The sequence below is a fragment of the Streptomyces katrae genome (assembly GCF_000717655.1).
Lineage (GTDB): Bacteria > Actinomycetota > Actinomycetes > Streptomycetales > Streptomycetaceae > Streptomyces > Streptomyces katrae_B.
The window spans coordinates 41985-55640 of record NZ_JNZY01000018.1 but is presented as its reverse complement, the minus strand read 5'-3'; the positions used below and the strand labels follow the sequence as shown (position 1 = coordinate 55640).

At 70.9% G+C, this 13656-nt stretch carries 12 protein-coding genes; 5 read left to right on the top strand and 7 right to left on the bottom strand.

Annotated elements, in window-relative coordinates; genetic code table 11:
- Positions 1 to 109 precede the first annotated feature (109 nt).
- From IF09_RS0122340 to IF09_RS0122330, 3 genes are all read left to right on the top strand, one after another.
- Positions 110 to 1549, top strand: a complete 1440-nt coding sequence (locus IF09_RS0122340) for a gamma-aminobutyraldehyde dehydrogenase (RefSeq protein ID WP_030298394.1) — start codon at positions 110 to 112, stop codon at positions 1547 to 1549.
- A 104-nt stretch (positions 1550 to 1653) separates the two neighbouring features.
- Positions 1654 to 2832 carry an ABC transporter substrate-binding protein gene (locus IF09_RS0122335; protein WP_030298393.1) on the top strand — a complete coding sequence of 393 codons (1179 nt, stop codon included), beginning with the start codon at positions 1654 to 1656 and terminating at the stop codon, positions 2830 to 2832.
- A gap of 98 nt (positions 2833 to 2930) precedes the next feature.
- Entirely contained in the window at positions 2931 to 3431 is a 501-nt protein-coding gene (locus tag IF09_RS0122330; protein ID WP_030298391.1) for a hypothetical protein, read from the top strand.
- On the opposite strand, the gene IF09_RS0122325 is transcribed toward IF09_RS0122330, so the two are convergent.
- The 5 genes from IF09_RS0122325 to IF09_RS0122305 all read right to left on the bottom strand — a co-directional run bounded on the left by IF09_RS0122325 (position 3398) and on the right by IF09_RS0122305 (position 8431).
- Entirely contained in the window at positions 3398 to 4627 is a 1230-nt protein-coding gene (locus IF09_RS0122325) for a serine hydrolase domain-containing protein (RefSeq protein WP_030298389.1), read from the bottom strand. The genes IF09_RS0122330 and IF09_RS0122325 overlap by 34 nt on opposite strands.
- Positions 4628 to 4773: 146 nt before the next feature.
- The gene (locus IF09_RS0122320; RefSeq protein WP_030298387.1) at positions 4774 to 5499 is read right to left on the bottom strand and encodes a response regulator transcription factor; all 726 of its coding nucleotides are present in this window, start codon (positions 5497 to 5499) and stop codon (positions 4774 to 4776) included.
- On the bottom strand, positions 5496 to 6689 hold the full coding sequence (locus IF09_RS0122315; protein ID WP_199920465.1) for a sensor histidine kinase: 1194 nt from the start codon (positions 6687 to 6689) through the stop codon (positions 5496 to 5498). Before IF09_RS0122315 ends, IF09_RS0122320 begins: the two co-directional genes overlap by 4 nt.
- Positions 6686 to 7393 carry a glycerophosphodiester phosphodiesterase gene (locus tag IF09_RS0122310; protein ID WP_030298384.1) on the bottom strand — a complete coding sequence of 236 codons (708 nt, stop codon included), beginning with the start codon at positions 7391 to 7393 and terminating at the stop codon, positions 6686 to 6688. Before IF09_RS0122310 ends, IF09_RS0122315 begins: the two co-directional genes overlap by 4 nt.
- A 12-nt stretch (positions 7394 to 7405) precedes the next feature.
- Entirely contained in the window at positions 7406 to 8431 is a 1026-nt protein-coding gene (locus IF09_RS0122305; RefSeq protein ID WP_030298382.1) for an adenosine deaminase, read from the bottom strand.
- 110 nt (positions 8432 to 8541) lie between these two features.
- On the opposite strand from IF09_RS0122305, the gene IF09_RS0122300 reads away from it, so the two are divergent.
- Positions 8542 to 9201, top strand: a complete 660-nt coding sequence (locus IF09_RS0122300; protein ID WP_030298380.1) for a DUF4190 domain-containing protein — start codon at positions 8542 to 8544, stop codon at positions 9199 to 9201.
- 115 nt (positions 9202 to 9316) lie between these two features.
- Here IF09_RS0122300 and IF09_RS0122295 read toward each other — a convergent pair whose 3' ends face one another.
- Together IF09_RS0122295 and IF09_RS0122290 are read right to left on the bottom strand one after the other, a co-directional pair.
- Positions 9317 to 10909 (bottom strand): TROVE domain-containing protein, encoded by a 1593-nt coding sequence (locus tag IF09_RS0122295; RefSeq protein WP_030298378.1) that lies wholly within the window; start codon positions 10907 to 10909, stop codon positions 9317 to 9319.
- Positions 10910 to 11392: 483 nt separating this feature from the next.
- Complete coding sequence (locus IF09_RS0122290; RefSeq protein WP_037635686.1) at positions 11393 to 11947, bottom strand: NADAR family protein; 555 nt, start codon at positions 11945 to 11947, stop codon at positions 11393 to 11395.
- Positions 11948 to 12129: 182 nt separating this feature from the next.
- Between IF09_RS0122290 and IF09_RS0122285 the strand changes: the two genes are divergently transcribed.
- Positions 12130 to 13647, top strand: coding sequence for a gamma-aminobutyraldehyde dehydrogenase (locus tag IF09_RS0122285; protein WP_030298374.1), 1518 nt, complete (start codon positions 12130 to 12132; stop codon positions 13645 to 13647).
- Positions 13648 to 13656: the final 9 nt, after the last annotated feature.

Sequence of the window (13656 nt, the reverse complement as noted above, 5' to 3'; positions counted from 1 at the left end):
TCACTGATTTCGTAGGTCGTGGCGTCTGGCCCTGCCGAAAGCGTCCGCCTAGGGGCTAAGATTGGGAATCGTCTCAATCGTTGGACATGTGATCAGGAGTGTGGCTGGAGTGACCACCGAACTGCGTCGTCTGCGCAACTACATCGGCGGAGAGTTCAAGGACGCCGCCGACGGGCGGACCACCGAGGTGGTCAACCCCGCCACCGGCGAGGTGTACGCCACCGCCCCGCTCTCCGGCCAGGCTGACGTCGACGCCGCCATGGCCGCTGCCGCGGCCGCCTTCCCGGGCTGGCGGGACACCACCCCCTCCGAGCGGCAGAAGGCCCTGCTCAAGATCGCGGACGCCTTCGAGGCGCGCGCGGAGGAGCTCGTGGCCGCCGAGTCGCAGAACACCGGCAAGCCGCTGGGCCTGACGGCCAGCGAGGAGCTGCCGCCGATGGTGGACCAGATCCGCTTCTTCGCGGGTGCGGCCCGCCTGCTCGAGGGCCGCTCGGCCGGCGAGTACATGGACGGGATGACCTCGATCATCCGCCGTGAGCCGGTCGGCGTATGCGCCCAGGTCGCGCCCTGGAACTACCCGATGATGATGGCCGTGTGGAAGTTCGCCCCCGCCATCGCCGCGGGCAACACCGTGGTCCTCAAGCCCTCGGACACCACCCCGGCCTCCACCGTCCTGATGGCCGAGATCATCGACTCGATCCTGCCCAAGGGCGTCTTCAACGTCGTCTGCGGCGACCGTGAGACCGGGAAGGCCATGGTCGAGCACTCCATCCCGGCGATGGCCTCCATCACCGGCTCGGTGCGCGCGGGCATGCAGGTAGCCGAGAGCGCCTCGAAGGACGTCAAGCGCGTCCACCTGGAGCTCGGCGGCAAGGCCCCGGTCGTGGTCTTCGAGGACGCCGACATCCCGAAGGCCGTCGAGGACATCGCCGTCGCCGGCTACTTCAACGCCGGCCAGGACTGCACCGCCGCGACCCGCGTGCTCGTCCACGAGTCCATCCACGACGAGTTCGTGAGCGCCCTCGCCAAGGCCGCGGCCGACACCAAGACCGGCCAGCCGGACGACGAGGACGTGCTCTACGGCCCGCTGAACAACCCGAACCAGCTCAAGCAGGTCGCAGGCTTCATCGAGCGTCTCCCGGCGCACGCCAAGGTCGAGGCGGGCGGCCACCAGGTCGGCGAGAAGGGCTACTTCTACGCCCCGACCGTGGTCTCGGGCCTCAAGCAGGACGACGAGATCATCCAGAACGAGGTCTTCGGCCCCGTCATCACCGTCCAGTCGTTCACGGACGAGGCCCAGGCCCTGCAGTTCGCGAACGGCGTCGAGTTCGCCCTCGCCTCCTCCGTGTGGACCAAGGACCACGGCCGCGCGATGCGGATGTCCAAGAACCTCGACTTCGGCTGTGTGTGGATCAACACCCACATCCCGCTCGTGGCCGAGATGCCCCACGGCGGCTTCAAGAAGTCCGGCTACGGCAAGGACCTCTCCGCCTACGGCTTCGAGGACTACACCCGCATCAAGCACGTGATGACCTCGCTCGACGGCTGATCGGTCTCCACGGAGATCGCGTCGATCACCGAAGGAGCTTGAGAGGGCGGGCAGTAGACAATGTGTCTATTGCCCGCCCCCTTCTGTTCCCCGAGGCTTTGCCCATGCCTGAACTCGCCTTCTCCCGCCGCGCGGCCCTGCGCGGCCTCGGTGCCGCCGGCCTGTTCGCGGCCCTCGCCGGCTGCGGTGTGCCCGCCGCCTACGTTCCGGAGGACCGCCGGGGAGGCACGGACCGCTCCGACCGGGACAAGAAGGTCGCCTTCTCCAACTGGCCGCTGTACATCGACACCGATGACGAGGACGAGGAGCGCCGTCCCACGCTGGACGCCTTCTCGGAGAAGACCGGCATCGAGGTCCGGTACACCGAGGAGATCAACGACAACGACGAGTTCTTCGGCAAGGTCAGCCCGGCCCTGATGAACCGCCAGGAGACCGGTCACGACCTGGTGGTGGTCAGCGACTGGATGGCCGCCCGCTTCGTCCACCTGGGCTGGGCCCAGAAGATGGACCGGTCGGCGCAGCCCAACGTGGCCGCCCATCTGGACCCGCAGCTGCGGTCCCCCGCCTTCGACGAGGGCCGCCTGCACACCGTCCCGTGGCAGTCGGGAATCACCGGCATCGCCTACAACCGCAAGGCGCTCGGCCGGGAGATCAAGTCCGTCAAGGACCTGTGGCACCCGGACCTGGCGGGCAAGGTCACCCTCTTCTCGGGTCTGGACGAGTCCTTCGCCCTGCTGATGCAGGGCGACGGCGTGGACGTCACCCGGTGGACCGAGTCCGACTTCCACCGGATGTGCGACCAGGTGGAGAGCATGGTGAAGAAGAAGCACGTCCGCCGCTTCACCGGCAACGACTACACCTCCGATCTGAGCAAGGGCGACGTCCTGGCCTGCCAGGCGTACTCCGGCGACGCCATCCAGCTCCAAGCGGACAACCCCGACATCGAGTTCGTGGTTCCGGAGGAGGGCGCCGAGCTCTGGGCGGAGAGCCTGCTCGTCCCCAACCTGGCCCGCCACAAGGTCAACGCCGAGGCGCTGGTCGACTATTACTACGCCCCCGAGGTGGCCGCCGAGCTCGCCGCCGCCGTCAACTACGTCTGCCCCGTCCCGGCCGCCCGAGAGGTGCTGGCCGGTTCCGAGGACAAGGAGACCGCCGCACTCGCCGAGAACCCGCTGATCTTCCCGGACGGGGAGATGCGCAAGCGGCTCGTCGTGGCCCGGGACATCTCGTCGGCCGAGCGCCGCTCCCTCGCCCAGCGCTGGAACGCCATCGTCGGTCTCTGAGGGCCGGGCGGAGCCGAATGATCACGGTCCTGCCACAGAACTGAACACGTTCAGAGATTTGGCTGAACGTGTTCAGAAACGGGCGTACGCTTCCTTCCATGAGCGAGAGAAGCGCCCTTCAGCGGCGGATCCGTGCCTGGCTGGTCCTGTTCATCGTCTGCCTCGTGCTCAGTGGCCTCACCGCCTTCCCCCTGGTCAGCGAATTGCACTGGGCCAACTCCCTCGTGTCCCACACCTGGCTGCGGCGGGTGGGAGAAGGGCTGGACCGGGCCGACGCGGACCACCCCTTCCTCCTCTACGGCACCGACTGGCTCGCCTTCGCCCACCTGGTGATCGCGGTCTTCTTCTACGGAGTCCACCGCGACCCCGTCCGCAACATCTGGATCGTCGAAGCCGGCATGATCGCCTGCGTCGGCGTGATCCCCCTGGCCCTGATCTGCGGCCCGATCCGGGGCATCCCCTTCGGGTGGAGCGTCATCGACATGTCGTTCGGCGTTTTCGGGGTCGTACCCCTGCTGGTGCTCCGCCGCATGATCAAGCGCCTCGAGGGCCTGTCGCCCGACGGCTACCGGGCGAAGGCCGCCGCGACGATCCCGTAGGCCACCTCGTTCATGTCCCGGCCCTTGGCGTCGGTGGAGTTGACGGAGTAGACGAGGGTGCGCGAGAGATCGCGCGCCGCGCCGATCACGGTGCTGTAGCCGTACCGGGAGCCCGTCTTGCCGTAGACCACGGTGCCGTCCGGCAGCACGAACCGCTTCATCCCCGCCGTCTGCACGGCCTCCTCCCCGGACTCGAAGTCCGGCACCGCAGGCACTGTGAACATCTCCTCCAGGTGCGCCGTCGGCACCACCCGGCCGCCGAACAGGGCCTCGGTGAACTTCTCCAGGTCCGCCGTGGTCGATATCAGGTCCCCGGCGGCCCAGTTGGACGAGGAGTTCCACTCGGTCACGTCGACCAGCGAGGTCACGCCGCCGGCCTTCTGCACCGCCTGGTAGCCATGGTGGTGCGGGCCCGGTATCCGGTTCTCCCGACGCGAGGGAACCGAAGTGTGGTGCAGACCCAGCGGTTCGAGGATCCGGGCGGACACGGCCTGCTCGTACGTCGTCCCCGTCAGCTTCTCGATCAGCACGCCCAGGACCGTGTAGTCGATGTTGAGGTAGTGCTGCTTCTCGCCCGGCCGGAACTCGGGCCCCTTCGCCGCCGCTTCGGCGATCAGCGCATGCGGGTCGACCACGTCGAACCGGTGGGCGTACTGCGCCTCGAACGAGTCCCCGGGGCCCTCGGCGGGCTGGATGCCGCTCGTGTAGTTCAACAACTGCCGCACGCTGACGGGCTCGAAGCCCTTCGGGCCGGCCGGCAGCAGCCCCGGCAGGTAATGCTGCACCGGCTTGTCCAGATCGACCTTGCCCTCGGCGGCCAGTTGGAGCACCACCGCCGCGGTGAAGGTCTTGGTCACGGAGCCCGCCCGGAACCGGGCGCCGTCGTCGGCCCTGCGTCCGGTGCGGACATCGGCGACGCCGGAACTGCCCGCCCAGCGGCCGCTCGTACCGCCCACCCGGACCAGGGCGGCCGTCGCATCCTTGCTGTCCGGCCCGACGCCGGAGATCGCCTTCCGCAGCGCCGCCGCGTCGGGCGGGGTCGTGTAGACGGGCGTCGCCGTGACGCCCGGGGACGCCTGCGCTGCCACCGGCGGAGTCACCGGCCCGGGCGCCGGGGCCGCCCGGGCGACGGCCGGTCCGGCTGCAACGCCCAGGACCAGAGCAGCGGCGATCAGTGTGCGCGTACGGACCTTCATGGTGGAACCCCCCTGTGAACCATCCGGGCCCCAGTGGCCCCGATGACTCAATGCTGCAGGTCAGAGGGGTGTTCGCGGATCACCACCGAGAGGGGTCTTCACCGGTACGACAACTCACCGGCGGGAGGGATCCGACCACCGCCTTCTCACTCCCCAGAGGGAGATACCCCAGAGCCAGCCGCGGCTCCGGCCCCGCTCCCGGCCCCGCTCCCGGCCGAGATCAGACCCGTCTCGTACGCGCAGATCACCGCCTGGATCCGGTCCCGCAGCCCCAGCTTCGCCAGCACATGACCCACATGCGACTTCACCGTGTGCTCACTCACCACCAGCGCGGCAGCGATCTCCGCATTCGACAGCCCCCGCCCAAGATGCAGCAGCGTCTCCCGCTCCCGCGCGGTCAGCACCTCCAGCCGCTGCGCGGGGAGCGCCCCGGCCGCCGCCGGCCGCGCCGTCGCCGCCGTGTACTCCTCGATCAGCCGCCGCGCCACCGAAGGCGCCAGCAGCGACTCGCCCGCCGCCACAACCCGTACGGCATGCACCAGGTCGTCCCGCCGCACGTCCTTCAGCAGGAACCCGCTCGCCCCCGCGTGCAGTGCCTCGTACACGTACTCGTCCGAATCGAAGGTCGTCAGCATCACCGTCCGGCACGGGGTCCCGGCCGAGATCGCCCGGCACGCCTCGATCCCGTCGAGCACCGGCATCCGGATGTCCAGCAGTGCCACGTCCGGCTTCAGCTCCCGCACCGCCGCCACCGCCGCCGCGCCGTCCCCGGCCTCCGCGACGACCTCGACGTCCTCCTGCGCGTCCAGGATCATCGCGAAACCGCTGCGCACCAGCTCCTGGTCGTCGGCCACCACCACACGGATCGTCAACGCCCCACCTCCAGCGGCGAGGTTACAAGGGTGACACGGACCGAGAACCCCAGGCCATCGGGCCCGGGTCCGTACTCCGCCGTACCACCGTGCGCCGCCGCCCGCTCCCGGATCCCGATCAGCCCGTGCCCGCCGCCGTGCCCGCCCGCAGCGGCTCCCGGATCCGGGCCCCGCCCGTCGTCCGTCACCGTCACCGTGAGCGCCTGCGGCCCGTAGTCCAGCCGTACGGACACCGTCGAGGCCCCGGCGTGCTTCACCACGTTCGTCAGTGCCTCCTGCACCACCCGGTGCACCGTCGCCTCCAGCGCCGCGGGCAGCGTGCGCACCGCGCCCGTCCGCTCGTACGCCACCTGCGGCCCGCTGCCGCGGACCCGCTCCAGCAGCCCGGGCAGCTCCTCGATCCCCGGCTGCGGCGTGCGCGGCGCGGCCTGCGCCGTGCCGTCCGCCCGCAGCACCCCCAGCATCGTCCGCAGCTGCGCCATCGCGTCCCGCCCCGTCTCGGCGATCGCGTCGAAGGCGGCCTCCGCCCGCTCCGGAGCCCGCCGCACCGCCACCGGACCGGCCTCCGCCTGCACGATCATGATGCTGACGGCGTGCGAGAGGATGTCGTGCATCTCCCGTGCGATCCGGGCCCGTTCGCGCGCCGCGGCCTGCTCCGCCTCGATCCGGTTCGCCCGCTCCAGCTCGGCGGCCCGTGCCTCGACCGCCGCCGTGTAGGCCTGCCGGGTGTGCTGGAGCCGCCCCAGCGCGTACGCCGCCGCGAAGACGAACAGCGCGAACAGCAGCTCCCTGGCCGTCCCGGTGTTGAGCGCCACGGAGGCGAGGATCAGCCCGGTCAGGGTCACGCCCATCGTGATCCGCACCCGGGCCGGGCACAGGAGCGCCATCGTGTACACGCCGATCAGCGGGGCGTACGGCAGAGGCTGCCCGGGGCCGTCCAGCGCCAGCGTGTACACCGAGCCGGCGGCGACCATCCCGAGGATCACCCACACGGGAGCACGCCGCCGCCACACCAGCGGCACGTTGCCCAGCGTGGTCAGCAAGTACGCCGGCCAGGTCGCCGGCGAATCCAGCGGATCGCGGGGCACGACGAACGGAATCGTCGTCGCCACCTGCACGAGCAGCGTCAGTCCCAGGTCCTGCCACCGCGGATCCGCCCGCCGGATCCGCTCCCCCCAGGCGCGTATCACCGCCCGGGCAGCCCGGACTCGGCCCGTACGCCGGCCAGCGCGTCCACCCGGTTGGTGGTGACGGAGTCCACCCCGGCAGCGACCAGTCTGCGCATCGTCCGCCTGGTGTCCGCCGTCCAGGCCGAGACGAGCAGGCCGTCCCGGTGCAGGGCGTCCGTCAGTTCCCGGCTGACCAGCCCGAAGCGGTAGTTGAGCCAGGTCGGCGCCACCGCGTCGATGAGCACCCGGCGCGGCGGCGCCAGCGTGGTCCACGTCAGCGCGATCTCGGCACCCGGATCGGCGGCGCGTACGGCCAGCATGGAGTGCGGCCCCGCGCTGTAGTACGTACGGTCGCGCGCCCCGCACTCCCGGACCTGGCCGACGACCGTCCTTACGGATTCGGGTGTCGCACCCGGCAGGTCGATCATCACGCGGCCCGCACCCGCCGCCATCAGGGCCTGGCGCAGGGTCGGGATCCCACCGCCCGTCAACTCTTTCAGCTGCGGGGCCGTGACGGCGTCGAGCCGCACGTCATGGCCCCACAGCCGCTGGAGCGTCTCGTCGTGGAGCAGCACCGCCTCCCCGTCGCGGGTCAGCCGTACGTCGATCTCGACGGCGTCCGCTCCGCGTGCGAAGGCCGAGCGGATCGAGGGCAGGGTGTTCTCACGGACACGGTAGGGATCGCCGCGGTGGCCTACGACAGTCAGGGTGCGCATGGACCCCATTCTCCGCAGGCGTCAGCGCGCCAGCCAGGCGGCGGTGTACGTGTCGATCTCCGCGCTGATCTTCGCCTTGCCGGCCTCGTCCAGGAAGGAGGCCTCGACGGCGTTCTTGGCCAGCTGTGCGAGCCCGTGCTCGTCGAGGTCGAGCAGCCGCGCGGCGACCGCGTACTCGTTGTTGAGGTCCGAGCCGAACATCGGCGGGTCGTCGCTGTTGATGGTGACGAGCACGCCCGCCTGCACCATCTCCTTGACGGGGTGCCGGTCCAGGTCGGTGACGGCGCGCGTGGCGATGTTGGAGGTCGGGCAGACCTCGAGCGCGATCCGGTGCTCGGCGAGGTACGCGAGGAGCTCCGGGTCCTGGGTGGCGCTGGTGCCGTGGCCGATGCGCTCGGCGCCGAGGTCGCGGATCGAGTCCCAGATGGTCTCCGGGCCGGTGGTCTCGCCGGCGTGCGGCACGCTGTGCAGGCCCGCGGCCCGGGCGGCGTCGAAGTACGGCTTGAACTGGGGCCGGGGGACGCCGATCTCGGGGCCGCCGAGGCCGAAGGAGACCAGGCCCTCCGGGCGCAGTTCGACGGCGAGGCGCGCGGTCTCGGCGGCGGCCTCCAGGCCGGCCTCGCCGGGGATGTCGAAGCACCAGCGCAGGATGACGCCGAGCTCGGTCTCGGCGGCCTTGCGGGCGTCCTCGATGGCCTCCATGAAGGCCTTCTCGTCGATGCCCCGACGGGTGGAGGAGTACGGGGTGATGGTCAGCTCGGCGTAGCGGATGTTCTGCCGGGCCATGTCGCGGGCGACTTCGAAGGTCAGGGTGCGTACGTCGTCGGGAGTGCGGACCAGGTCGACGACGGAGAGGTAGACCTCGATGAAGTGCGCGAAGTCGGTGAACGTGAAGTAGTCGGCGAGTGCGTCGGGGTCGGTCGGGACCTTGGAGTCGGGGTGGCGGGAGGCGAGTTCGGCGACGATGCGCGGGGAGGCCGAACCGACGTGGTGGACGTGGAGTTCCGCCTTGGGCAGCCCTGCGATGAAGGGGTTCAGGTCGGGCATGAGGGAGCCTCCGGGAGGACGCGGGTGCGGACAGATCGGGCTTCATCGTAGGCAGCTCCGGGACTGTCGGCGGCAGCGCTTAGCATGGCCGTACGAGAGGGGGGCGCCGCATGACCGATCAGAGCCCCGAGCCGAGGGACCCGTGGGCGCCGCCGGAGCGGCCGGCCGTGGAACTCGGCAAACCACAGGCCACACCGGGCGTGCCGGGTTCGCCGTCCGTGCACGACCAGCCCACGATCGCGGGGATGCCGGGGGCCGACTTCCCGCCGGCGCAGATACCGGGGCCGGCGCCGGTGCAGGCTACGGCGCCCACGCCCGAGCCCGCCCCGACGCTGCCTCCCGCGTACGGGTACCCGGCGCAGCCGGATCCCGGGGGCTACGCGTATCCCGGCCCCCCGCCGGCGCAGCCGGCGTACGGCTACCCGGGCTATCAGGGGTACCCCGGGTACCCCGCCTACCAGCAGAAGAGCAACGGCTTCGGGGTCACCGCCCTCGTCCTCGGCATCATCGGCGTGGTCACCTGCTACCTGGGTGTCCTGTTCGGAGTCCCGGCGGTCATCTTCGGCGCCCTGGGCCGCGGCAAGGCCAGGCGCGGCGAGGCCGACAACGGCCCGATGGCACTGGCCGGGATCATCCTGGGCTCGGTCAGCATCCTGATCAGCATTCTGATGATCGCGCTCGTGATCGCCGGGGTCCTGCTCGGTGACCCGGACGGCGACTCCGACTTCGACAGCCCGGCCTCGCGGACGCGGATCCGCGAGAACGTCTGACGCGCAGGCTGCGCAGCCCAGCACACGGCAACGACGCGCAGGGCCGGGACCGGGCATACGCCGCCCGCTCCCGGCCCTGTTCCGTCTGGCTGCCTGTCCGTCCCCCTTACCGGGCCTACGCCACCCACGGCCAGTCGGCGTCCCGGCCCCCTTCGATCAGGGACACCATGCGGAAGGCCGCATCGGTGAGCCCGCCGAAGGTGTGCCGGTTCCCGGACCCGGAGGGCGCGTGGCCCGCCCGGTACCCGGCCAGATTCCAGGTGTACACCGGGACTTCGTCCGGCACGAGGGCCGTCGGGTCACCGCCGTAGTGGTACGTCGCCTGCTCGTCCGTGACGATCAGGACCCGGTCGTGCCCCTTGTAGTACCGCCGCACCGCCTCGGCCGTGTAGGTACCGCCGAGGTCCTCGAACCGCTCCAGCACCTTCAGCACGGACTCGCCCCGGCCGTACGGGACCTGCTTGCTGTCCGTCCCGAACTGCACCAGGTCCGCGTCCTCGGCGCGCAGCGCCAGCGCGGTGCCGAACACGGCCGCCGCGTCGGCCCGGTTGAGCTGCGAGCGGTCCGACAACGGTGCCCACATCGACCCCGAGCGGTCCACGAGGACCAGCGTCCGGCCGGGCAGGGCCGGTACGTTGGCCAGCGAGTGCCCGAGCGCCTGCTCCAGCGGGTACGCCCAGCGCAGCGAGGGCGCGTGCTGATAGGCGGCCAGGTAGCGGAAGGGGAACTGCCGGGACCGGGCGACGACCTCCGGGTCGGAGACCTTCGCCGCGACCTGCGCGGCCACCGCGTCCGAGACGCCGGCCTGGTCGAAGTTGCGCAGGTTCCGCAGCAGCGCCATCGCGCCCATGGACGGGATGACCGCCTCCCAGGCGGCCGCGTCCATCGGCCCCTGGAGCCAGCCGGCCAGCGCCTCCCAGGTCATGCCCGCGGCGGCGAGCCGCTCGGCCCCGTCCGGCGCGGTGACCACGGCCCGGCGCTCCTCGACCGGCAGCTCCATGAGCTCCCGGTGGGCGAGCAGGGTGCGGTTGTCGGCCGGCACCTGCGCCGTCTCCGGGTGGTGCCGGCGGTCGAGGGCGTACCGGAACAGCTCGCCCTGCCAGGCCTTGGCGGGATCCGGGGAGGCGTGCACGAGGTTCAGCACGTCGCCGAAGCGGAAGCCCTTGGAAGCGGTGTCGTACTTCAGCAGCGAGCTGCCGGAGTAGAGCCGGCGGACGGCATCCGCGACACCGCGCTTGACCGGCTTGGGCACGTTCCGCCCGTACGTCGCCGTCCAGTAGGCCAACAGCTCCCCGGGCTCGTCCGCGCGCCGCAGTACGGAGTCCACGACCCGGCGGTTCGAAGGCCCGTCCGTGGCTCCGGCGTCGAGCCGCGCCTTGACGTACTCGGCCGCTCCGACCAGCGAGGCGGTCCGCATGTTCGCGTCCGTGCGCAGCCAGCCGAGCAGGCCGGCGGTCCACGCGGGGTCCTCGACGGCGAGGCGGCGCACGAGTGCGGAGAACCGGTCGTCACGGGCCCCGCCGCTCTCGTAGAACGTCCGCTGCGTCACGAAGTTGGCGACGGCGAGCAGGAACAGCTCGGAGCGCGGGTCGCGGGCGAAGCCGCGGCTGCCCTGGTGGTTGGCGGTGCGGCCGGTGGAGCGCACGGGCGAGGCGGGCCCCGCGGCCGCGGAAGCCCTCTTGGGCGCGCGCAGGTTGAAGCGAGCCATGGTGAATCCCCCCGAATTCAGTGGAACGTGGGGGAGGGCGTGACGTGCGGGATGCCCGAGATCGGAGTCGGCGACGGACTTATTACCAGGCGAGCTGCCAAGCTGCTCCACCGGCCGCAGCCGGGCGGGATTCGAACCCGCGACCTCCTGGTCCCCGAAGTAACCGTCGCCTGCGCACCGGGCGTCCCGCACGCGTGCCTCCCGAGATCAAGGTGGCGGCGGCCTGGAATTCTCTGCAAAAGAAGGAGCCGCAGCACGGCGCACCGGGAGGTGCGTGACGCAGGTGTCCAGAGTTCGAGGTCGGCGAAACCACGTGGTGCTCTACCAACTGAGCTACACCGGCACGAAGCCGGTGACGGGACTCGAACCCGCGGCCGCCCCATTAACAGTGGAAGTAGGTCTCGCCTGCGCACCTGGACGAGTCCTACGTTAGGCGGCCCGCCCGGCCGCCCGCCACGCATTTAGGAGCGCGCCCGGCCGAGGTCAGACGGCGTTCGTGCGCAGCCGGTCGCGGGCCTCCATCAGGGCGAAGCCCAGCAGGTTCAGGCCGCGCCAGCGCGACGGGTCCAGGGCGCGCTCGTCGTCCGCCGCCAGCCCGATGCCCCAGATGCGGTCCATCGGGCTCGCCTCCACCAGCACCCGGTTCCCGGTGGACAGCAGGTAGGCGCGCAGCTGGGGGGTGGACGCGAACTTGTGCACGCTGCCCTCCACCACGAGCGCGAACCGCTCCCGCTCCCATATCGCCGCGTCGAAGCCGCGCACCAGCCGGCCGATCTTCTTGGCCTCCGCCGGGGTCTTCGCCTCCAGGGCCGCGCGCTCCGCTTCGGCGTCCCCGAACAGCCGGGCCTTGCCGGCCATCATCCAGTGCTCGGCCGTGGCATAACGGACATCACCCACGGTGAACTCCGAGGGCCACCACTGGCTCATGCAGCTGGGCCCGAGGGTCCCGTCCGGACGCGGCCGGTGCCCCCAGAACGGCAGGTACTTCACCCGCTCACCGCGGCTGACCTGCTCGATCAACTTGTCGATCATCTCCATGCACGCGAGTCTGGCAGTCGCCACGGACACTTCGTACGGGATTTGGGACGTGCCTCGACACATGGTCGACCGATTCCGTCGCGTAATCAAAAGGCAACAACGGAATCACTTGGCGGTGGGGAACACCTCTGCCAGGATCGGCACTCAATTCGAGCTGAAGCTACGGAGAGCGTGAGAGCGTCATGGGTAATCGCTTCCAGGTCAAGGACCGCTTCGCAGACGGCGCGCAGTACATCGACGGGCAGCTCAGGTCCGGTACCTCCGGCCGGTCGCAGACCATCGTGAACCCTGCGACGGGCGAGGACGTGCTCACGTACGAGCTCGCCTCCCCCGCCGACGTCGACGCGGCCGTGGCCGCCGCCAAGCGGGCCTTCCCGGCCTGGGCCGCGGCCACTCCCGGTGAGCGTTCGGACGCCCTGCACCGGCTGGCCGCCGTGCTGGCCGAGCAGGCGGAGGACTTCGCGTACGCCGAGTCCCTGCAGTGCGGCAAGCCGATCAAGCTGTCCACCGGGTTCGACGTACCGGGGACCATCGACAACACCGCCTTCTTCGCGGGCGCCGCCCGCCAGCTGCAGGGCCAGGCGGCAGCTGAATACTCAGGGGACCACACCTCCTACGTACGCCGCGAGGCCATCGGGGTCGTGGGCTCCATCGCGCCCTGGAACTACCCGCTCCAGATGGCCGCCTGGAAGATCCTCCCGGCGATCGCCGCGGGCAACACGATCGTCCTGAAGCCCGCCGAGCTCACCCCGCTCACCTCCCTGATGTTCGCCCAGGCGGCCAAGGACGCGGGCCTGCCCGACGGCGTGGTCAACATCGTCACCGGCGCCGGCCGTGACGCGGGCGAGCACCTGGTCGGCCACCCGGACGTGGTCATGACCTCCTTCACCGGCTCCACCGCCGTCGGCAAGCGGGTCGCCGAGATCGCCACCGCCACCGTCAAGCGGCTCCACCTGGAGCTCGGCGGCAAGGCGCCCTTCCTGGTCTTCGACGACGCCGACCTGGAGGCCGCCGCGCACGGCGCCGTCGCCGCGTCCCTGATCAACACCGGCCAGGACTGCACCGCCGCCACCCGCGCGTACGTCCAGCGCCCCCTGCACGACGCCTTCGTCGCCCGCGTGGCCGAGCTGATGGAGAGCGTCCGCCTCGGCGACCCCTTCGACCCGGCCACCGACCTCGGCCCGCTGGTCTCGCACGCCCAGCGCGACCGGGTCGCCGGCTTCGTGGAGCGCGCCCGTGGCTACGCCACCGTCGTCACCGGCGGCGAGATCCCGGGCGGCGAGCTCGCCGAGGGCGCGTACTACCGGCCCACCCTCGTCTCCGGCGCCGCGCAGGACAGTGAGGTCGTCCAGTCCGAGATCTTCGGGCCGGTCCTCGTCGTCCTGCCCTTCGACACCGACGACGAGGGCATCGAGCTGGCCAACGACACCCCGTACGGCCTCGCGGCCTCCGCCTGGAGCCGCGACGTCTACCGGGCCGGCCGGGCCACCCGCGAGATCAAGGCGGGCTGCGTCTGGGTCAACGACCACATTCCGATCATCAGCGAGATGCCCCACGGCGGCTACAAGGCGAGTGGCTTCGGAAAGGACATGAGCGCCTACTCCTTCGAGGAGTACACACAGGTCAAACACGTGATGTACGACAACACCGCGGTGGCCGCCAAGGACTGGCACCGCACCATTTTCGGGGACCGCATCTAACCGTTCACG